17 protein-coding genes and 1 pseudogene are annotated in these 20,554 nt (G+C 71.3%); 10 read left to right on the forward strand and 8 right to left on the reverse strand.

Going from position 1 to position 20,554, the window contains the following annotated elements:
• Positions 1–11 precede the first annotated feature (11 nt).
• The 8 genes and pseudogenes from WMF31_RS26915 to WMF31_RS26950 all read left to right on the forward strand — a co-directional run bounded on the left by WMF31_RS26915 (position 12) and on the right by WMF31_RS26950 (position 8,378).
• Complete coding sequence (locus WMF31_RS26915; protein WP_436604690.1) at positions 12–3,011, forward strand: TonB-dependent receptor domain-containing protein; 3,000 nt, start codon at positions 12–14, stop codon at positions 3,009–3,011.
• 402 nt (positions 3,012–3,413) lie between these two features.
• Positions 3,414–3,869: pseudogene (locus WMF31_RS26920) on the forward strand (N-6 DNA methylase); the annotation flags it as partial.
• 201 nt (positions 3,870–4,070) lie between these two features.
• Entirely contained in the window at positions 4,071–4,553 is a 483-nt protein-coding gene (locus tag WMF31_RS26925) for a hypothetical protein (protein ID WP_436604691.1), read from the forward strand.
• 8 nt (positions 4,554–4,561) lie between these two features.
• A complete protein-coding gene (locus WMF31_RS26930) occupies positions 4,562–5,050 on the forward strand; it encodes a hypothetical protein (RefSeq protein ID WP_436606652.1) in 489 nt (162 codons plus the stop codon).
• Entirely contained in the window at positions 4,953–5,342 is a 390-nt protein-coding gene (locus tag WMF31_RS26935) for a DUF1016 N-terminal domain-containing protein (RefSeq protein WP_436604692.1), read from the forward strand. The genes WMF31_RS26930 and WMF31_RS26935 overlap by 98 nt, the downstream gene beginning before the upstream one ends.
• Before the next feature lie 306 nt (positions 5,343–5,648).
• Positions 5,649–7,109 carry a B12-binding domain-containing radical SAM protein gene (locus tag WMF31_RS26940; protein ID WP_436604693.1) on the forward strand — a complete coding sequence of 487 codons (1,461 nt, stop codon included), beginning with the start codon at positions 5,649–5,651 and terminating at the stop codon, positions 7,107–7,109.
• A gap of 67 nt (positions 7,110–7,176) precedes the next feature.
• On the forward strand, positions 7,177–7,473 hold the full coding sequence (locus WMF31_RS26945; protein ID WP_436604694.1) for a hypothetical protein: 297 nt from the start codon (positions 7,177–7,179) through the stop codon (positions 7,471–7,473).
• A 68-nt stretch (positions 7,474–7,541) separates the two neighbouring features.
• Entirely contained in the window at positions 7,542–8,378 is an 837-nt protein-coding gene (locus tag WMF31_RS26950; protein WP_436604695.1) for a hypothetical protein, read from the forward strand.
• 8 nt (positions 8,379–8,386) lie between these two features.
• Here WMF31_RS26950 and WMF31_RS26955 read toward each other — a convergent pair whose 3' ends face one another.
• The 3 genes from WMF31_RS26955 to WMF31_RS26965 form a co-directional block, all read right to left on the reverse strand.
• The gene (locus WMF31_RS26955; RefSeq protein ID WP_242516062.1) at positions 8,387–8,761 is read right to left on the reverse strand and encodes a zf-TFIIB domain-containing protein; all 375 of its coding nucleotides are present in this window, start codon (positions 8,759–8,761) and stop codon (positions 8,387–8,389) included.
• Between the two features lie 130 nt (positions 8,762–8,891).
• Entirely contained in the window at positions 8,892–9,455 is a 564-nt protein-coding gene (locus WMF31_RS26960) for a hypothetical protein (protein ID WP_436604696.1), read from the reverse strand.
• Positions 9,456–9,675: 220 nt separating this feature from the next.
• Positions 9,676–12,069 carry a glycoside hydrolase family 9 protein gene (locus WMF31_RS26965; protein ID WP_436604697.1) on the reverse strand — a complete coding sequence of 798 codons (2,394 nt, stop codon included), beginning with the start codon at positions 12,067–12,069 and terminating at the stop codon, positions 9,676–9,678.
• Positions 12,070–12,328: 259 nt separating this feature from the next.
• On the opposite strand from WMF31_RS26965, the gene WMF31_RS26970 reads away from it, so the two are divergent.
• A complete protein-coding gene (locus WMF31_RS26970) occupies positions 12,329–12,595 on the forward strand; it encodes a hypothetical protein (protein WP_436604698.1) in 267 nt (88 codons plus the stop codon).
• 22 nt (positions 12,596–12,617) lie between these two features.
• Here the strand turns inward: WMF31_RS26970 and WMF31_RS26975 are convergent, their stop codons facing one another.
• A complete protein-coding gene (locus WMF31_RS26975; RefSeq protein WP_436604699.1) occupies positions 12,618–13,868 on the reverse strand; it encodes a metallophosphoesterase in 1,251 nt (416 codons plus the stop codon).
• Between the two features lie 147 nt (positions 13,869–14,015).
• On the opposite strand from WMF31_RS26975, the gene WMF31_RS26980 reads away from it, so the two are divergent.
• Positions 14,016–15,353, forward strand: a complete 1,338-nt coding sequence (locus WMF31_RS26980) for an adenylate/guanylate cyclase domain-containing protein (protein WP_436604700.1) — start codon at positions 14,016–14,018, stop codon at positions 15,351–15,353.
• A gap of 246 nt (positions 15,354–15,599) precedes the next feature.
• On the opposite strand, the gene WMF31_RS26985 is transcribed toward WMF31_RS26980, so the two are convergent.
• Genes WMF31_RS26985 through WMF31_RS27000 form a run of 4 tightly spaced genes read right to left on the reverse strand, consistent with a single transcriptional unit; the run spans position 15,600 to position 20,548 of the window.
• The gene (locus WMF31_RS26985; RefSeq protein ID WP_129346789.1) at positions 15,600–17,279 is read right to left on the reverse strand and encodes a methyl-accepting chemotaxis protein; all 1,680 of its coding nucleotides are present in this window, start codon (positions 17,277–17,279) and stop codon (positions 15,600–15,602) included.
• Positions 17,258–18,253 carry a CheR family methyltransferase gene (locus tag WMF31_RS26990; protein WP_129346788.1) on the reverse strand — a complete coding sequence of 332 codons (996 nt, stop codon included), beginning with the start codon at positions 18,251–18,253 and terminating at the stop codon, positions 17,258–17,260. The genes WMF31_RS26985 and WMF31_RS26990 overlap by 22 nt, the downstream gene beginning before the upstream one ends.
• On the reverse strand, positions 18,250–18,804 hold the full coding sequence (locus WMF31_RS26995) for a chemotaxis protein CheW (RefSeq protein ID WP_129346787.1): 555 nt from the start codon (positions 18,802–18,804) through the stop codon (positions 18,250–18,252). The genes WMF31_RS26990 and WMF31_RS26995 overlap by 4 nt, the downstream gene beginning before the upstream one ends.
• 55 nt (positions 18,805–18,859) lie before the next feature.
• A complete protein-coding gene (locus tag WMF31_RS27000) occupies positions 18,860–20,548 on the reverse strand; it encodes a chemotaxis protein CheA (RefSeq protein ID WP_436604701.1) in 1,689 nt (562 codons plus the stop codon).
• Between the last annotated feature and the right edge of the window lie 6 nt (positions 20,549–20,554).

The following is a 20,554-nucleotide window of genomic DNA, read 5'->3' on the forward strand; positions in this document are numbered from 1 at the left end:
GCATCGAGCGCTTGAGGGCCCGGTTCAAGGCGATCTCCCGCGCGGCGCTCCAGCCCGGCCGGCGGTCCTCCGACGCGCCGCCGGCGCAGCGGAGCGCGCGCGCGGTCCGGCGCCCGCGGGCGCGGAGGGCGTGGTGGCTCGTCGCGCTCCCCCTCCTCGTGGGCTCGCTGCTCCAGGCCTCCGCCGCCCGCGCGGACGGCGAGGGCCAGGCCGACGAGGCCGACCTGCACTTCGAGCTCGGCCGCGAGCTGTTCAAGAAGGGCGAGTTCCGCGCCGCCCTGGAGCATTTCCTCGCGTCCAACCGGCTCGTGCCCAACCGCAACGTCATCTTCAACATCGCGCTCACGTACGAGGAGCTCGGCCGCTTCGCGGACGCGCACCGGTACTACGACGACGCCCTCGAGGGCGAGGCGGACCCGGAGGTCGCCGCCGAGATCCAGGCCGCGCTCCAGCGGATCGCGCCGCGCGTGGCCGTCTTGCAGATCACCACGTCGCCGCCGGGGGCGAGCATCTACATCGACCGCAAGGACCTCGGCCCGCGCGGCAGGGCGCCGCGCCGGCTCGCCGTGGACGAGGGGCGCTACCGGATCCTGGTCGAGCTCGACGGGTACGAGCCGGTCGCGGTCGACGCGACCGAGGTGAAGCTGGGGCAGGCCAAGGAGGTGATGTTCGTGCTCCGCCGCATCGTCGGCACGGTGCGCGTCGACCTGCGCGGGGCGCGCGAGGCCGCGGTGCACGTCGACAGCGAGGGCGCGCCGCCCGCGTGCGTGGCCCCCTGCGACGTCGACCTCCCGCCCGGCCGCCACGTGCTGTACTTCTCGCGGCCGGGCTACCACGCGGCGCCGCGATCCCTGACCGTCGCCGCGCGCGAGGTCGTGCCGGTCACCGCGACGCTCAGCCCGCTCACGGGCTCGATCCTCGTGCACGCCGACGAGCGCGACGCGCTCATCGAGATCGACGGCCGGCCGATGGGCTTCACGCCGTCGGTGATCCAGGGCGTGCCCGTGGGCCGGCGTCACCTGCGGGTCAGCCTGCGCGGCTTCGCGCCCGTCGAGCGGACCGTGGAGGTGACCGCGGGCCAGCAGGCGGAGCTGCGCGACCTCACGCTCGAGCCGCTCCGGGAGGTGTCGGCGGCCTCGCGCGTCGTCGAGCGCGTGGAGGACGCGCCGGCCTCGGTCAGCGTCATCGATCGGCAGGAGCTGCGCGCCTTCGGGTACCCGACCCTCGCCGAGGCGCTGCGCGGCACGCGCGGGGTCTACCTCTCGAACGACCACGTGGTGTACTCGGCCGGGATCCGCGGGCTCGGCGAGCCGCTCGACTACGGCAACCGGCTGCTCGTCCTCTCGGACGGGCACTCGACGAACGACAACATCCTGAACGCCTCGTTCGTCGGCTCGGACGCGCGGGACGACCTGCACGACGTCGATCACATCGAGATCGTCCGCGGCCCGGGCTCGCTGCTCTACGGCACGGGCGCGCTCTCCGGCATCGTCAACCTCGTCCCGCGCGGGCGCGACGAGCCCACGGGCGCGCACGCGGCCGCCGGCACCTACCACGACAGCGTGGGCCACGCGCGCGCGGGCTTTCACTACAACGCCGGCAAGGAAGCGGGCGTGCGGGCGAGCGCGTCCGCGGCCAGCTCCGACGGGTTCGACGTCCCGGTCGCGCTGCGGATGCCCGGCGGCGGCCCGCGCGTGCAGGTCGCCGAGCACGCCGAGGCCTTCCGGGCGGGCGGCACCTTCGGGCGCGCCTGGTACGGGCCGATCACGGCGCAGTGGATGTACCACCAGCGAAAGCAGATCGTCCCGACCGGCTACGTGGGGACGCGGCTCAACGACCTCCGCTCGACGTTCGAGGACGTGCACATGATGGCGGAGGTGCGCTACGAGCCCGAGCTGGCGCCCGGCGTGCGGTTCATGGCGCGCGGCCACGCGAACCGCTTCGTGTGGCACGGCGTCTACGCGTTCGACGAGGAGAGCACGGAGCGCCAGCACCAGTTCGGCACCTGGCTGGGCGGCGAGCTCAGGGTGGCGTGGACGCCGCTCCCCTGGCTGAGGGTCACCGGGGGCGGCGAGGCGCAGGCGCACCCCGAGGCGAGGCTGCGCACCGAGTTTGCGGGCGGCGGCACCCGCGCGACCTCGAAGCCGTTCCGCTTCGGCGCCGGCTACCTCATCCTCGACGGCTCGCCCGCGCCCTGGGTGCGCCTCTCGGCCGGCGCGCGCCTCGACTTCTACAGCACGCTGGGGCCCGGGCCGATCGCGGTGCCGCGCGGGGCGATCATCCTGCGGCCGGCGCCGGGCGGGGTGCTGAAGATCATGGGCGGCAGCGCGTTCCGGGCCCCGAGCGTCTCCGAGCAGTTCTACGCCGACGGCAAGACGCAGCTCCCCGCCGTCGACCCCGCGCGGGGCCGCGAGCTCGACCCGGAGTACATCCTGTCCGGCGAGGTCGAGTACTCGCAGCGGCTGGGGGACGAGTGGGTCGCGCTCGGCGCCGTGCACGCGAGCAGCCTCTCGGGGACCATCACCCTCGCGAAGGACGAGGACGATCCCGCCTTTGTGCGCTACACGAACAGCGAGAGCCCCGCGGTCGTGGCGGGGGGCGACGTCGAGCTGCGCCGCGAGTGGCGCCAGGGCTGGATGCTCGCGGCGAGCTACGGGTACCAGCACACCCGGCACGCGAACGGGGGGCGGCTCGTGAACGCGCCGGAGCACCTCGCGTCGTTCCGCGGGGTCATCCCGGTGGTGGACCGGCACCTCTCCGCGGGCCTCCGGGTCAACCTGGAGGCGCCGCGGCGGATCTCGCGCAGCGCGGACGACGTGACGTCGCCGGCGATCGTGGCGGATCTCACGGTGTCGGGGGAGGTCGAGCGGTTTCGCACCCGCTATGTCCTTGGCCTCTACAACGCCATGGATGCGCGGTACGACTACCCCGTCGCGGACACGTACCTGTCGTCCCGGAGCCGCCAGAACGGCCGGACGTTCCTCGCGGAGATCGTCGTCAGCTATCCGTAGCAGCGCGCTCCAGGTCGCGATGTGCCGGCGCGGCCTCGCAAGCAGGGTGGATCGGGTCGAGACCGAGGCGGGCCGCCTCGGAGGGGGCGCAGGAGCGGTCGCGATGTGGCGGAGCGGCCTTGGAGGGGGTGCAGGAGAGGTCGCGATGTGGCGGAGCGGCCTCGGAGGGGGCGCAGGAGAGGTCGCGACGTGGCGGAGCGGCCTTGGAGGGGGCGCAGGAGAGGTCGCGACGTGGCGGAGCGGCCCCGCGAGGGGGGGCGGGTCGATCCGGAACCGACACGGACGGCCTCGGAGGGGGCACGGGTCGATCCGGAACCGACACGGAGCGGCCTCGGAGGGGGCGCAGGTCGATCGCGGGGACCGGAGCGGAGCGGCCACGCGACGGAACGAGGAGCAACCCACAGGTTCAATGAGGAGAACAACGAGGAGGCCGGAGAGCACTGGACGCCCCGGGACGGGGTGCGGCTCATGACCACGCTCATGTTCCGCCCCATCGCCGCCGAGCACGGCCAGTCGGTGAAGACGCACCTCTACGGCCAGGAGACCAGCCCCGAGCCCTACGCGATCTGCAAGGCCGACCTGCTCATGAAGGGCGATGGCGATCAGCCCGAGCACATCATCGGCGGCGCTTACGAGCACTCGACGTTCTCGCACGACGCCTTCCCGGCCCAGGCGTTCGACTTCATGCTCGCCACCCCGCCCTGCGGGAAGAGCTGGAAGAAGGATCTGGAGCTCCTGGGCGGCAAGGACGGGATGCGCGACCCGCGCTTCAAGGTGGTGCACAAGGGCGAGGAGCTGTCCCTGGTCCCCCGATCGAGCGACGGGCAGCTCCTCTTCTTCGCCAACATGGCCTCGAGATGAACCACAAATCGGCGTAGGGCAGCCGGACTGGAGTTCTGAACTGCGCGCTCGTAGTGCCGTCCGCGGGCGGGCTCAGCCTCCTGGAATCCCCCCCGTCCCACTCATCCGCTGTCGAGCATCCTGAGCCTGCCGGCGCGCACGGGGGTTGCGATGTCGGCATAGTCCGTGTTATAATAGAGGGCGACCGGAGAGTGCACAGTGCCCGTCGACAAGGACGCACTGGGAGAGCGCGGTGAAAGCATTTTCCGCAGCGTCATCACGAAGCTCCACGGTGACAAGCCACTTTTTCGCCCTGCATTCCTTGGCGAAAAGTGGCCGGTCGCAGATTTCGGAATCGAGCTATGGGGGCACCCGGGCAAGCTCTTCCTCGTTCAAGTAAGAGCCACCTCAACGGCAGTGAACCACAAGAAGAGGCTTCCGATAGGGGTTGCAATCGCGCGAGCCAATGCTCTTTATGGAGCGCCATTGCCCAGTTTTGTCGTGGGTATTCACGAGCCGAGCGAGCAGCCCTACATCGTGACCGTCGACATCAAGAGGACGCAACGCATATCGAGCATTCCTACAAAATTCTCTCTCCAAAACGCCACGGTCCGTCAAACACTGCACGACGAGGTGCTCGCCTTCTGGAACGGCCTCGGCGTGGTCAAAACACCAAGAGCATCCGCATTTTCAGATGTTTAGGGGTATCCATGGCGAGCGACAAGGCAAGGTTCTTCGCAGAGCGCGCTGAATATCTGGCGACGATGTTTCTGACGCGGCCCCCGGACGTGTCCGTCGAACGTCCCTCCCACGATTACGGCATCGATCTCCTCGTCAGCGTCAAGTCCTCAGAGCGGAGCGCGGAGCTATTTGGGGTAGTGGTCAAGGGGGACATTGAGGTCGAAAAAACTCTCCTCAGCGACCGTAGCCGGGTGCGGGCGACGGTCGCCACCGCATTGAGGAAACAGGTAGAGCACGCGACGTTTCCCATTGGCGTACTCATCTTCGACATGAGGACAGACGAGGGGTACTTCGGGTGGGTTCTGCAACCGCGTGTCGCCGGCAGCGTGAGCCCGGGCCTTACATTGCAGTCATCGATTGATGTTGCTGCCCTTGACGAAGAGCGGCTCGAGCACGTCGTGGCGGACGTGCAAGCATGGTACAACGCTCGATTGCGGCGCCGCCGCGCGCTGGGGTGAAGCACTACAACGCGAATGCTGCCCAACCCGCCGCTGCTGCCGACGCCGCTGCGCGGCGCGGCAGAGCGTCAGGGCGCTGGGCAGCCGCATCGTCGAGCACGGCCGCGGCTTCAGCAAGCGCAACCTCCACCACATGCCGCGCTTCGCCGAGGTTTTCCCCGACCCGGAGGTTGTGCACGCGCTGCGTGCACAGTTGAGCTGGACCCATCTCCGCTGGACCCATCTCCGGGAGATCATTGCCCTCGACGACCCCCTCCAGCGCCGCTTCTACAGGTCGACGCCGCCCTGCTGAGGCGATCGACGCGCGCGCCAGACCGCACCACCGTGGAGCGTTCCTGCACTCGACGTGCCACGGCCGGGAGGCGCCGCCCCGGTCGAGCCGCCGGGCGTGGGGATTGTCCACCCCGGTAGCGAGCCTCCGGTCTCCGGGGCGCTCCCATCCTCGGCTCCCGCACGCACCCACCACCGAGCCTCCACGGTGGCTCCTCCCGCTCCTGCGTTGTTCCGGGCGCGTCTCATCGGATCTCCGCCCACCCGCGGCGCCTCGTCGTCGTCGCGGGTCCGGTCCGACGAGGCGCACGATCCCGAGGAGGCGCTCATGAAGGTGAGGATTGTCGTGAGTTACGTCCCCCGTTATCGCAGGGGGCACCGGTTCCACTTCGTCCCGCCGGTCACCGGGATCCACCTCGCGGCGATCACCCCGCCGGAGCACGAGGTCGAGCTCTTCCACGAGCAGGTGCGCCCCGTCCCCGTCGACGCCGCGCCGGACGTGGTCGCGCTCTCGTTCTTCTCCGGCTTCGCGCGCCGCGCCTACGCGCTCGCCGATCGCTACCGCGCCCTCGGCGTGCGCGTCGTCGCCGGCGGGCCGCACGTCTCGTACTGGATCGAGGAGGCGCTCCAGCACGTGGACGTGGTGGTCACCGGGGAGGCCGAGGCGGTCTGGCCCGCGGTCCTGCGCGATCTCGCGCGCGGCACGCAGCGCCGCGTCTATCACGGCGAGCCGGCCCCGCTCGCCGGGCTGCCGACCCCCCGCTACGACCTGCTCGAGCGCCGCTTCCTCGTCCCCCGCGTGCTCCAGGCGACGCGCGGCTGCCCGTTCACGTGCGGCTTCTGCACCGTGCCCGACCTCAACCCCGGCTTCCGCGTGCGCCCCGTCGACGAGGTGATCCGCGACATCGCCACCACGCATTTCCCCCGCTTCTGGCAGGAGAAGGTCGCGTGGTTCTGGGACGACAACCTGCTCGTCCAGCGCCGCTGGGCCAAGGAGCTCCTGCGCGAGCTCGCCGGGCTCGATCGCTGGTGGCTCACGCAGGCCTCCATCGATATCGTCAAGGACCGCGAGCTGCTCGACGCGATGGAGCGATCCGGCTGTATCGGCATCTTCCTCGGCATCGAGAGCCTCGACGAGGCCGATCTGAAGCGCGTCGACAAGCGCCAGAACCGCGTGGGCGAGTACCGCGAGGCCATCCGCAAGCTGCACGATCGCGGGATCTGCGTGATGGCAGGCTTCATCTCGGGCTTCGACGATCAGACGCCGGAGGTCATCGCCTCCACGGCCGATCGGCTGAACGAGATCGGCGTCGACGTCCCGTTCCTGAGCATCCTGACGCCGTTCCGGGGCACGCCGCTGTACGACGAGCACCGGCGAGACGGGCGCATCCTGGAGGAGCGCGACTGGCCCCATTACAGCGGCTACGGGGTCGCCTTCCGGCCGGCGCGCATGTCCCCCGAGCAGCTCCTCGCCGCCCACCGGCAGATGTGGAATCGCGCCTTCGGCCCCGCGGCGGTGCTCGAGCGCCTCGCGCGCGGCGCGCGGTCGTTGAGCCGCGGCGGGATGATGCTGTCGGCGGCGATGAACGGCTTTTACGGCCTGAAGCAGGTCACCGGCAACGAGCCGGCCGCGCCGCCGCTCGAGCCGCGAGGGACGATCCGGCACCCCGCGCCCGGGGACGCCCCCGCCCGGCTCGCGCGCCTCGGCCTGAAGCGGGCGGAGGCCGCCGTCGCTCCCCCGGAAGGGCCACGAGGCGGGTCACGAGACCCGGCCACCTCATCGGGGTGAGCGCGGCGGAGCTCCGCCGGGGGCGGCGGGGGGTTGCGGCCGCGGACCCCCGCTCCATGAGACGCCGATGGAGAACCAGAACAAGCGGGGCACCGAGGGCAAGGGCATGGAGCCTGTCGACGAGCGCACGCAGCGGCGGGCCGGCGAGGAGCGCCACGGCGGCAAGAGCTCGCAGGAGAGCGCCGAGGCGTACCAGAAGGGCGACAACCCGGGCGGGACGCACCAGGGGGGCGACACGGAGGGCGCCGTGGGCGCGATCCACGGCCACGGCGACTTCGGCGGCAAGGGCGCGACCGGGGGCGACGAGGGCGAGGGCAGGCCGAACCCTTACGAGGAGATCGGCGTGAAGAAGGGGCGGGGCTGATCCCGCCGCCGTACCGAGGCGTGCTCCCCGGGCGCGGGGCGAGCGCGGGGTGATAGCGTCGCAGGTCGATGCTCCGCCACGCTCTCCCTCTCCTCGTCGCCTGGACGTGCGGTTGCGCGCCGGCGCTCTCCACGTTGCAGCCAGCCCACGTGGCCCCCAAGGGGCACGTCCAGGCCGAGCTCGGCATGGATGTCTCGATCCCGACCGGCACGCTGGCCTCCGTGGTGGACGCCGGCGCGGTGCTGGCGGAGGCCGCCGCCTCGCGCGAGCTGTCCGAGGGCGAGCGGCGGACGCTCTTCGAGGCGGGCGGCGCGCTCGCGCTGAACCCCCCTTCGGTCACTCCACACCTCGGGATCGGCTACACCGCGCTCGACGCGTGGGAGATCAACCTCCGTTACAGCGTCAGCGCGCTCCGCCTGGGCACCCGGTACCAGCTCCTGAAGGGCGACGAGCACGGGGTCGACCTGACGGCCGGCGTCGGCTTTGGTTATTACGTGATGGGGTTCCCCGTGGGGAACCTCCTCGACCTCGTCGAGCTCACGGACTTCACGCGATGGCAGATCGACCTGCCGCTCCAGATCGGGAAGGCGGGCACGTGGTACCGGGTCTGGAGCGGCCCGCGGCTGATGCTCACGAGCTTCGGCACCGAGCTCGTCATGAACCTGCCCGCCTTCACCGGGTACGGGGGCGAGCGGGAGATCGCCTCGTTCTCGGGCACTGGCCTCTACCTGGGCGGGCAGGTCGGGGTCGCGCTCGGCTACAAGCACGTCTTCTTCGGCTTCGAGCTGACGCTGGCGCAGCTCTTCTCGACCGGCGAGCTCGCCGCGCTCGGGAAGCCGGTGGCCGAGATCGATCTCGACAGCTTCATCGTCTATCCGACGCTGGGGCTGATGGGCGAGTTCTAGCGCGGCGGTCAGGCGCGCTGTCGCGCGAACAGGTCCCGGAAGAAGTCGCCCAGCGTGTGCTCCTTGTAATCGCGGAACTCGCCGGCGTCGAAGTACACGCCGCCGCACACGCTGCAGCTCTCGTACCAGATGTGCGGCTGCTGCGGGTCGACCATGCGCACCATCGGCGTCGTGCAGCGGGGGCACGGCACCTTGCGGATCTCGTTGTTCCGCCGCCCGACCGCGGGGTCGCCGACGTCGATCGCCTGGGACCCCTCGACCGCCTTGAGCGACTCCTTCTCCCGGCTGTCGAACCAGATCCCGCCGCACGCGGTGCAGCGATCGACGTCGATCCCGCCAAAGGTGATGGTCTGCATCCTGGCCATGCATTTCGGGCAGTTCACATCGCGCTCCAGTGCGGCAGGCGCCGCGGTCGGGCCGACGCTACCAGACGCGCCGGATCGCGTGAAGGGCTCGCCGCGATGCGCAGAACCTCGGACGCGGTCGCTCCAGCAAGGAGCGGCCTCGGCGCGCTCAGATCCCCGAGGCGGACTCGAGGCAGGCGTCGAGCTCCGGGGTGTCCCGCCAGCCGCACGCGCCGGACGCGTCGCGCTCACAGACGCCGAGCTTGCCGTAACACGCGTACTCCTCGCGCCACTCGCACGTCGTGATCACGTGATCGCTCGCGCAGATCTGCCCGCTGCACCCGGTGACGACGCAGCCGTCGGACGGCCCGCCCGGCGCCTCCCCGCCGCCGAGGCACGCCTCGAGCTCCGGCGTCTCGCGCCAGCCGCACCGGCCCGACGCATCGCGCTCGCAGATGCCGTGCTCGCCGTAACACGCGTACTCCTCGCGCCACTCGCACGTCGTGTACACGGGCTCGCTCGCGCAGATCTGCCCGCTGCAGCCGGTCACCATGCAAGGGCGGGGCTTGATGCGCCCGGCCGCCGCCGAGACGACGCCTGCGGACGCGCTGCCCTCGTCGTCGATCGCGGGGACCTCATGACTGCGGCCGGCGGCGTTCGCGCCGGCGAGCAGGGGGGCGCAGAGCAGGAGCAGCGTGAAGGCAAACCCGTGACGTGTGGTAAAAAGTTTCATCCCAAGACCTCCTCACAAGAAAAAAACAGCAGCGCCCCGGAGAGGGCGAGTCCCTGTCCCTAGATCATGCGGCGCGCCCGGGCAACCCGCGCCCCTGCGCTCACGCACTCCGGTGTCCCGAGGTCGGGCGGCGGCACAGGATCCGTGCTGCCCGCTTGACATCGCTCTCCGGTCATGTCGCCGCTGCGATGCCGTATCGATAGGCCCTCGCCGCCGGGCGCTACTTCCTCGCCTTCTCGTCGAGGAAGGCTGTCACCCACGCGAACGGCGCGTTCCAGTTGATGGTGATCTCGTTCACGCTCCAGGCTTCGATGTGATCCACGAAGCACCGCTGCGCGACGCAGCCCTTGAGGCCGGCGGCCTGGGCGTGGGGATCCTGGAGCGACGAGTTGGGCCCGCCGGACACGGCGCCGGGCGGCGCCTTCGGATACTTGCTGTTCGCCTGGTGGGCCCAGAACCGGTGGTGCGGGTTCTGGAGGGGCTTGTCGCCATAGCCGGTGACGTACGATTGCCCGAGCGGGTTACGGCCGAGCAGGTAGTCCATGCCGAGCACCACCCCGTCGAGGTACTTCTGCTGCTTCGTGACGTCGTGCGCGAGCGCGACGACGAGCATGTTGTTCAGCACGAAGGAGTTCGAGCCCCACTCGTACTTGCCGGCGGGCGTCCGCTGGAGGAGCGTCCGGTAGCCCTCCTTCTCGGCGATGGCGAGGTACCGATCGGCGGCCTTGGCGATGCGGCCGCGGAGCTGCTGCTGCCACGCGGCGTCGACGTGGCCGGGCACGATCGCCATCGAGATCTGGCCGAGCGCGTCCGTGACCTTCCAGCTCATCGACGAGACCACCCCGTCGACCTCCATCGGGAACCGCGCGTTGAGCGGAGAGGACTGGACAACCTGCTTGTACTCCGGCTTGCCCGTCGTGACGAAGAGCTCGGCCGCGGCCCAGTACAGCTCGTCCTTGACGTCCGTGTCGTCGTAGGGGCCGCCGCCCTTGTCGCCGCCGGGGGGCGCGTAGAGGGCCGGGTGCTGCTTCGCCGCGGCCCAGGCGCGCTCGGCGGCCTTCAGGCACCGCGCCGAGAACGCCGCGTCCACCGTCTTCCAGATGCGCGCGCACTGCGCGCCCACCGCGGCGACGTTGAGCGTCGCCGCCGTGCTCGGCTTGTGCAGCGAGCGCGTCATCTTGTCCTCGTGCGGCGCGAGGCCGAGCCCGGTCCACGCGTCGTCGTGCATCTTGTGGTGGACCATGCCGGCGAGCGGCTTGCCTTCCGGCACCTGCATGCCCATCAGGAACTCGAGCTCCCAGCGGGCCTCGTCGAGGAGGTCCGGCACGCCATTCTTGTTCTCGGGGATGCTGAGCTTGCCGTCCGCGAAATCCACGCTCGACGTGCCGAGGTGCTTCGTGCGCTCGTACCAGTTGAGGAGCGTCCACACCGAGATGCCGCCGTTGACGACGTACTTGCCGTGATCCCCCGCGTCGTACCAGCCGCGCGACGCGTCGAGCGTGTAGTTGCACCCGCTGCCCGGAAGACAGCGCGTGCTTTTGTCCTGGAGGTGCCCGGCCGGGCGCGCCAGCTCCGGCTTGCCCGCATACGGCATCTTGATCTCGATGCCGCTCCGGTTGTGATAGAAATACGCGAGCGCGTCGTACTTGAGCTTCTGGTAGATGCCGGCGCCGATGTCGAACGGGAAGCTCTTCTCGTCCCCGACCTTGAGCACGTAGCGCTCGCCCGGCGCCTTCACGGCCGTGAAGTCGACCAGGTGGACGTGATCGCCGGACGCGCCGTCCTCGCCGAAGACCCGGGTCTTTCCGCGCGCGACCGCCTTGCCGGCGCCGTCGAGCAGCTCCCACGCGAGCGGGGCGGTCGCCGCGTCGTTCACGCTGGCGATCTTGATGGCGCCGGGCAGATACCCGATCTGGTTCACGGCGACCTTCGGCGCCGCCGCGGCGGCCTCGGGCGCGCTGGCGCGGAACTCCGGATCATCCAGGCGGATGTCGTCGATGCAGACCTCGAACGGCTCCTTGGCCGACGCCATCTCACCGCCGATGTGGAACGCGAGCTCCGCCGTGGGATCGTCGGCCTTCGCCATCGAGAACTTGCCGGTGTAGGTCTTCGGCTCGGTCCCGAGCACCACGGTGTCCGACCAGTACTCCTCGTACGGCGGCCCGGCCATGCCTACCTTCGGGCGCGCCTTCGTGGGCGCGGACGCCCAGGCCTTGTATTGGATCGAGTAGCTGTGACCCTTCTGGATCACCATCTCCCGGTGGCGGAACTGGGCGTCCCAGTTGTTGGTCCCCTTGTTCGTCACCGTCACGCAATAGGCGCCGTCCTTCACCTCCGCGCTGCCAGCGCCCGGCGCGCTGAACGAGGTGGTCCAGGGCAGGCTCCTGTTGTCATTGAAGTCGGAGGCCTTCAGCAGGTTGTGCTGCGCCGGCCCGGCGGTCGCGGGGTCGCCCGCGCCCGGCGTCGAGCCCGCGGGAGGCGCGCCCGCGGGGAGCGCGGCTCCGGAGCCCTGGCTGCCGGCGCATCCGGCGCCCAGCGCGAGCGCGCCGAGCACGAGCGCGGACGCCGTCGTCGTCCGGCGCAGGATCCATCGCTTGAGAAAGGGTTCGTGCATAAGTCCTCGGGTCACCATCTCCTGCAAGAGGGGAACAAGGTGCGGAGGATCCGTCCGGCTTGTCAAACACAATCCTCGCCGAGCGGCGCCGCCGGGAGGGCGCCCGGCGTCATGCGCTCATCCTTCGTGCGGGCGCCTCGCCGGGTCGCCTCCCCGCGCCCGGCGCGGATCGATTCGCGCTGGTGCCGGCGGAGCAGTCGCATTACGCTCTCCACGGCCTCGCGCCGCGGCAGGGCGCGACCGAGATCAAGGAGGCGGCATGGCAAAGCACAGCTTTTCAGTACCCTTCAGCGGCTCCGCGCCGGAGATCGTCGCGAAGGCCAGGGCGGCGATCGAGAAGGCAGGTGGTCAGTTCAACGGCACGGATGGCAACGGCGATTTCACGGTGCCCACCCCGGCCGGGGCCGTGAAGGGGACCTACTCGATCGCGGCGCAGAGCTTCTCCGTGGACATCACGGACAAGCCCTTCCTCGTGCCTGGCAGCGCGATCGAGTCCCAGGTGCGCAAGTTCCTCGACAAGGCCTGAGTCGAGGCGTCCCGTCGCGCTCTCAGGCGCCGTCGCCGGCGAGGTGCACCTTGAGGACGCTCTCTTCCGCGGGCACGCCGAGCCGGAGCGGAAAGCCGTAATGCCCTGTCCCGCGGTGCACGTAGAGCCGGTCCGGGCCGCGGGCCCACAGCCCGTGATCGGGCATCTTCACGAACAGCCGGAGCGCGGTCCAGGTGCCCCCGAGGCTGACCACGCCGATCTGCCCGCCGTGGGTGTGGCCTGAGAGCACGAGATCGCCCTCCCCCTCGCCGAGGTGGCGGAACGCGCCCGGATCGTGGAGCAGGATCAGCCGGAGCGCGCCCTTCACGCGCGGGTGTCGGGCGCAGACCTCGGCCATGCGGGCGTCGCGATCGCGGTAGTGGAAGTCCATCCCGAGGACCTGGACCGGCCCCGCGGCGGTCTCGACCAGCGCCGCCTCGTCCACGAGCAGGCGCGCGCCCGCCCGCGCGAGCGCGGTCGCGACGTGACGGGGCGCCTCGTGATCGTGATTCCCGTTGCACGCGAACACGCGCCCTTCGAGGGCGCGGAGCGGGGACAGCGCCTCGGCGAGGTGGTCGGCGGTGTGCTGCGACTCCATGGTCAGGTAGTCGCCGGTGAGCACGATGAGGTCGGGCTCGCGCGCCACCGCGCGCTCGCAGATGCCGCGCAGCCGCTCGACGGACATGAACGGGCCGAGGTGAGGATCGGTGATCTGGACGATGCGGAGGGGGCGGCGCGGGCCGGGCGGCTCCTCGCGGGGCAGCGGGTGGCGGCGCAGCCCCTCGACGTGGGCGCGGTCGACGACGAGCTCGACCTCCTCGCGGCGGGCCGTGAGCGACTGGAGGGTGCCGACGCCCGCGAGCGCGAACGGCACCCAGAGGCCGTACGGCGTCGCCCCGAGCGCGCCCGCGATGGCCCAGGGGAACGACAGGAAGACGGCCGCGACGAAGAACGACGCGGGGATGCTCACGAGCGCCCTGTAGGCGAGCGGGCGCATGCGCGGGCGCGAGAGCAGGAAGAAGTGCAGGTAGACCGCGGCGTGGAGGTACGCGAACGCCGGCGCGAGCGGGCCGACGTGGCGGAAGACCGCGCACGCGCTCAGCGTGTGAATCCCGAGCAGGACGCCGACGAACTGAGCGTACAGCCGGCCGCGGCGGGCCCGCGCCGTCGCCACGACGGCGAGCCAGGCCAGGACCGAGGCGACGCGGAACAGGACGAGGGGCGTGAGGAACGTCAAGCAGCGGCTCCAGGCGACGCGGGCGCTCAGCACCACCGCGGTCTGCTGCGCCGGGTCGGCGGACGAGTGTCCCGCGTCCCGCGCGCGCGCGCCAGCGGGGACGGGTGGTGGTCGCCAGCGCCGGGGACGGCGGCCCCCCAATCAAGCTTGCGTGCGTCGGCACCCGACCGGTACGCTCGTCCGGTGCGCGCCCCCGCCGATGCGATGCAGACGCGCGGCGGCCCTGGCCACCTCGGCGCGCCCGTGCGCGAGTTCTGCCGCGATTTCTTCACGGACACGGGCGCCCGGCGCGCCCCCCGACAGCGGCTCCACGCCTCCGCGTGGGTGAGGCTCCTCAGCGCGCCGCTCGTCCTCGTCCCGACCGGCCTCGTCTTGTCGACGTACGCGGCGCGCGCGCCGTACCCGGTGCACGCGCGCCGGGTCATCGCCGCCTGGCTCCTCCTGCAATCGGCTTACCTCGTCGCGAACGCGGCCTTGCTGGCGGTGACGCGGCGCGGAGGCCGGGACGCCTCGGGCATCGCGCGCGCGTTGACGTATGCCGTGCTGACCGTCGAGCTCGTGACCAACCAGCTCGCCATGCACGCGACCGGCACGCTGGTGTCCCCGTCGGCGCTGTATATCGTGATGTTCGTGGCGGTGTACCGGGTCTTCTTCGACTTCCGGCTCGGCCGCTTCGCCGCGGTCCTCGGCGCTGTCCTGTACTGCGGCGTGGGCGCTCTCGAGCTCGCCCACGTGATCCGCCCGCACCCGCTCTTCAGCTCCCCGGTGCCGCACCTCTTCTATGCCGAGCCGGCGGCGGCGGCGACCTTGCTGGCCACCATGTCGGCGGGCGTCTTCCTGGTCTTCTTCGCGTCGAACTACGCCGTGAATCAGGCCGAGCGGCTCCACCGCTACCTCACGGAGTCGGTCCTGCGGCGCTACCTGCCGCCTTCGCTCGTCGAGCGGGCCGCCCACGGCGAGCTGCGGATGGACGCCGAGCCCGAGCGGCGGGTGGTGACCGTGATGTTCACCGATCTCGTGGGGTTCACGTCGCTCTCGGAGACGCTCGGGGCCGAGGCCGTCGGGCGCCTGCTCAACCGGTACCTGTCGATGATGGCCGACGTCGCGCACGCGCACGGGGCCACGGTCGACAAGTTCGTCGGGGATGCCGTCATGATCGTGTTCGGGGCCCCCGATCCGCTCGATCCGGCCGAGCAGGCGCGCCGCTGCGTCGCGCTCGCGCAGGACCTCCAGGCCGCGCTGCCGCTCCTGGGCGGCGACGTGCGGCTCGTCGCGCGCGCGGGCATCAACACGGGCGAGGCCGTCGTCGGCAATTTCGGGTCGCTCTCGCGGTCGGACTACACCGTCATCGGGCCGGCCGTGAACGTCGCCGCGCGGCTCGAGACGGCGAGCGAGCCGGGCCGCATCCTCGTCGGCGAGGCCACGGCGAGGCTGCTCGACGGCGCGGTGCCGCTCGAGCCCGCCTGCGAGCTCCGGCTCAAGGGCGTCGCGGCGCCGGTGCGCGCGTTCTTCGTCCGGTGAGGGAACGCCCCGACCCAGGTTGCGCACCCCGACCCAGGGTGGGCTCGCCGCACCCGACCCAGGTTGGGCTCGCGGCGTCCCGCGTGTCCGCGCCACGCTGACGGGGGGCCGCTCGACGGATGAGCCGGCTGCGGCGGCGCGGCTGCGAGCGCATCCTCGAGACGCCGACGCCGCTCGGCGACGTGCTGCTCCTCCAGCGCGGCGTGGTGCCTTCTTGAGCGGGCATCGGCTCGATGAGGCAGGGTGTCAAAACGAGACGAAGTCGTGATCGCCCGCGGCGTGCGGCGCGCGCCCATTGCCCGATGCGCCGCCGCTCGAGCGGCCCTTGAGCGGCGGCTTCCACAGCGGCTTACCGCCATGGCGCTCCGGGAGACGGCCCGCCCCCGGCGGCTTGTGGCCGAAGTCGCCGTCGCCCTCCTGCGAGAGCCGGAACGACGCCATCACATTCTGGAGCTGCTCTGCCTGCGCCGAGAGCTCGGCAGCCGTGCTGGCGAGCTCCTCGGAGATCGCCGCGTTGCGCTGCGTGGCCTGCTCTATCAGCTCCACCGCCCCGCTGATCTGGGCCACGCCGTTCGACTGCTCCTTGGATGCCACGGCGACGCCCTGCACCAGCTCCGCGGTCTCCCGGATCGACGGGACGAGCTCCGCGATGAGCTGTCCCGAGCGCTCCGCGACGACGATGCTCGACGCGGCGAACGAGCCGATCTCCTTCGCCGCGTCCCGGCTTCGCTCGGCCAGCCGCCGCACCTCCGTGGCGACGACGGCGAAGCCCTTGCCATGCTCGCCCGCGCGCGCCGCCTCGATCGCGGCGTTCAACGCGAGCAGGTTCGTCTGGTACGCGATCTCCTCGATGATCACGATCCGCTCGCCGATCGCCTTCATCGCCTCGACCGTCTCCCGGACCGCCTGACCGCTCTGCTCCGCGTCCCTCGTCCTCCGGTGCGCCGTCTCCTCGACCTGCTTGCAGTTGGCGGCGTTCTTCGCGATCGTGTCGCTCAGCTGCTGCAGGCTGGTCATCGTCTCCTCCACGGACGCCGCCTGCTCGCTGGTGCCCTGCGACAGGCTCTGCGCTGTCGCCGAGAGCTGCACCGAGACCGAGGAGACCGAGACCGCGCCGCTCCTGACCTCGCCGATGAGGCCGGCCAGGCGATCCGACATGGCCTTCACGGCGCCGAGCATCTGGCCGAACTCGTCGGAGCTCTTCACCGTGACGTCGCCCGTGAAGTCGCCCCCGGCGATGCGCTGGTGGATCGATACCGCCTGGTTGAGCGGCAGCAGGATCATCCTGCTGAAGAAGATGGCGAGCACGACGGCGACGACGAGCGCGAGCAGACCTCCCGCCTGCAGCGTCACGTACATCGTCGTGACGAGCGCGTTCGTGGCCGCCTGCCGCTGGCCGAGGAGGGCGAGCTCCTCGTCATCGATCTCCTTGAGCGTCGCGCGCATCTGGTCCATGAGGGTCTTCCCGCGCCCCCGCCTGACCTCCTCGTCGGTGCGATCCGACGGCATCTTCGCCTCGTCCGCGCGGCGGCGGAGCTGGATCGCCGGTTCGAGCACGGTGGAGACCCACTCGCTCTGGTCCTTGGCGACCTTCTCGAGGCGCATCTGCTGGCGCGGGTTGTCCTTGGTGAGCTCCCGGACGCGACTCAGGCTCTTCTCGAACCGATCGTGCCCGCTGCGGTACGGGTCCAGGAAGGATTCCACCCCGGTGATGACGAAGCCGCGCTCCCCTGTCTCGGTGTCGAGCAGCGACTCCATGATCTCACTCGTCGCGAGCATCACCTCGTACGTGTGCTGGTCCCATGAGCGGGCCTCGTCGAGCTCCGCGAACCTCTTGTAGGCCGTGCCCGCCAGTGCGAGGACGATGACGACCATGGCGGCGAAGCCGAGGTAGAGCTTCCGGCCTACTCCGATATGCGCAAGCATGATGCATGCTCCGGGCTAGGTGTGTTTCGGCTCCCTTCGAGCCCCGCCGGGGGCTGGAGCCGATAAACGGATGGCGCGACGCATCGCACGCGGTGGTCCGCCCCGTGGAGGCCCTCGGCGTGCCCGAGGAACAGGTACCCTGAAGGCGCGAGGCTGGCGATGAGCCTCGCCACGATCGACGCCTTCGTCGCGGCGTCGAAGTAGATGAGGACGTTCCGGCAGAAGATCAGATCGAACAGACCGAATCGCTTGGGCGCCGCGTCGAGCAGGTTGAAGCGCCGGAAGGTGACGAGCTCGCGCAGCTCGGGCCGGGCCTTCATGAGGCCCGCGCTCGCGCCCGTCCCGCGGAGCATGTAGGTGCGCAGGCGCTGCTCCGGGATCTCCGAGGCCCGCTCGATCGGCCACACCGCGCGTTGCGCCTGGTCGAGCGCGCGGGCGGACAGGTCCGTCGCGAGGATGCAGATCCCCGGAGCGCCCACGGGCGCGGCGCCTGCCCAGGGCGACGCCTGCCCCGCCGCGGCGCGGCGATCCGGGGAGGGCAGGCTGTCGAGCAGCGCCATCGCGATCGAGTAGGGCTCTTCCCCGGTCGAGCAGGCTGCGCTCCAGGCGCGCAGCGGGCGGCCGCCGCGCGCCGAGGGCGCTCCGTGGCCCGCGCTCGCGTGCCACGCCGGGAGGATCTCGCGCTCGAGGAGCTCGAACTGCTCGCGTTCCCGGAAGAAATGCGTCTCGTTCGTGCAGATGCAGTCGAGCATGTTCACGAGCTCGCCCTCGCCGCCCGCCGCGGTCACACGGCGGTAGTACTCGCCGAAGCTGCGGAGCCCGAGCGCGCGGAGCCGGGGCCCGAGGCGGCAGAGCAGGAGCGGCTTCTTCTGCGGGCCCAGCGCGATGCCCGAGAGGCGCTTGACGAGCCTCTGGAACATCGCGAACTCCTCGTCGCTGAGGGTGCGCGGGCTCGGCTCGGCGATCGAGATCATCGCCCGTCCCCTTCACCGGCCGGCGCGCCGAGGCTGCCTGGGAGCGCCGGCGGGGCCCCGGAGGACGAGGGGCCGAGCGCCGTCGAGGCCAGGAGCTCGGCCGGCGAGAGGATGCGGTCGATGTTGAGCAGCAGCACGAGCTTCTCGCCCACCTTCGCCAGCCCGCGCAGCTGATCGACGCGCACCTGCGTGCCGAAGGTCGGCGCGGGCTCGATCTCGTCCTCGGAGAGCGTGAGCACATCGCCCACCCCATCGATGAGCAGGCCGAGGCGGGTGTTCTCGCCGTCGAGCTCGGTCTCGACGATGAGGACGCAGGTCCACCGGCTCACCCTCGTCGGCGGCAGCCCGAGCTTCACCGCGAGATCGATGACCGGCACGACGCGGCCCCGGAGGTTCATGACGCCGACGATGCACGCCGGCATCATCGGGACCCGCGACGTGACGCTGCGCTCGACGATCTCCCGCGCCCGGAGGATGTTCACCGCGTACTCGTCCCCCGCGATGATGAAGGAGATGTATTGCGACACGGGGCTCGACGTGTCGGAGATCATGATGGCTCCATGGAGAGGGATGGGAGACGCGCGCGCTGCGCGCCGGGGCGCCGGCTCATCCTGGGCTGCCTCCGGCGGCCGATGGCGCTGACCTGCGCTCGTCGAGGGTGTCGACCGGGACCGCGTCCCTGAGGACGCCACCGAGCAGCGCGTCGACGTCGAGGATCATCGCCACGCTGCCGTCGCCGAGGAGGGTCGAGCCGGAGATGCCCGGAACGCGGCGAAAGAGCTGGCCGAGCGGCTTGACCACCGTGCGCCCCTCGCCTTCGAGGGAGTCGACCACGAGGCCTGCCTCGGCGCCGTCGAGCGCGACGACGACGACGCGCTCGTCCGGCGGGGGCGATCCGCCGAGCCCGAAGAGCGCCCGGAGGCGGACGCACGGCAGCGCGCGCCCGCGCCGGACCATGAGCCCCTGGGCGGCGCCGTGCGCGAGCGCGCCGCGGGGCAGATCGCAGCAGGCGAGCACCGCGCGGAGCGGGATCACGTACCGCTCGTCGCCGATCCCGACCGAGAGCCCTTCGATGGTGGCCAGGGTGAGCGGGAGCTGGATCAGCAGCGACGTGCCGTGCCCTTCGCGGCTGTCGATCCGGATCGTGCCCTGGATCGACTCCACGCGGCGCCGCACGACATCCATGCCCATGCCGCGCCCCGCCAGGTGGGACGACTCCGTCGCCGTGGAGAACCCCGGCTCGAACACGAGGCTGAAGAGCTCATGATCGGAGAGCGCGTCGGGCGCGGGGTGCCTCCCCAGCGCCCGGACCCGGGCGGCGATGCGCTCGCGGCTCATGCCGGCGCCGTCGTCGGAGATCCGGAGCGCGATGCCGCCCCGCTCGTGCGCGGCGTGCAGGGTGATCGTGCCGCAGGGGTCCTTGCCCGCGGCGCGCCGCGCCTCGGGCGCCTCGATGCCGTGACAGATGGCGTTGCGCAGGAGGTGCGTGAGGGCGTCCCGGAACCGCTCGACCACGGCCGTGTCCACCTCGACGTCGCCGTGCACGACCAGGAGGCGCGCCAGCCTGCCGTGCGCGTGGGCGAGATCGCGCACCGTGCGCTCGTAGTGCCGGAACCAGGGGCCGACCGGCACCATGCGCGCGGCGCGCACCGCCTCCTCCAGCTCCCTGCAGAGCCGATCTTGCTCCTCCATCTCGTCGCGCAGCGCCGCGCCGGCCTCCCCGCGCACCGCGCGGAGCTCTCGCAGCACCCTGTTCCGGCCGAGGGTGAGCTCTCCGATGAGATCCGCCATCCGATCCAGCTTCTCGACGGCGATGCGGATGCTCTTGATGCTGGTCGCTCCCTCCGCGTCGTCCTCGATCGCGCGGCGCGCGCTCGTCTCCCGCGCGTCCTGCGGCGCCCCCAGCCCTCCGCGCCGCGCTTCCTGGAGGCGCGCGACGACCTCTTGGTGGGAGGTGCTGCGGTCGGCCTGCCCCCTGTCGACCTCGGCCACGAGCCGCCGGGCGGCGTCCACCGTCTCCAGCAGCAGCGAGACCACAGGCGTCGTCAGGGGGAGGTCGCCGCTGCAGAGCGCCTCGATGACGTCCTCCGCGGCGTGCCCGAGATCGCTCAGGCCGCCGAGGCCCACCGAGCCGGCGCTCCCCTTGAGCGTATGGGTGGCGCGGAAGACGCGCTGGAGGACGTCGTACACGTCGCCCCCGGTCTCGAGCTGCAGCAGCGCGCGCTCGATCTCGTCGAGGATCTCGTGCGCCTCTGCAACGAACGTGTGGAGCAGCTCGTCGCGCTCTCTATCCATGCGGCC

The sequence above is a fragment of the Sorangium sp. So ce1036 genome (assembly GCF_051369805.1).
GTDB lineage: Bacteria > Myxococcota_A > Polyangia > Polyangiales > Polyangiaceae > Sorangium > Sorangium cellulosum_F.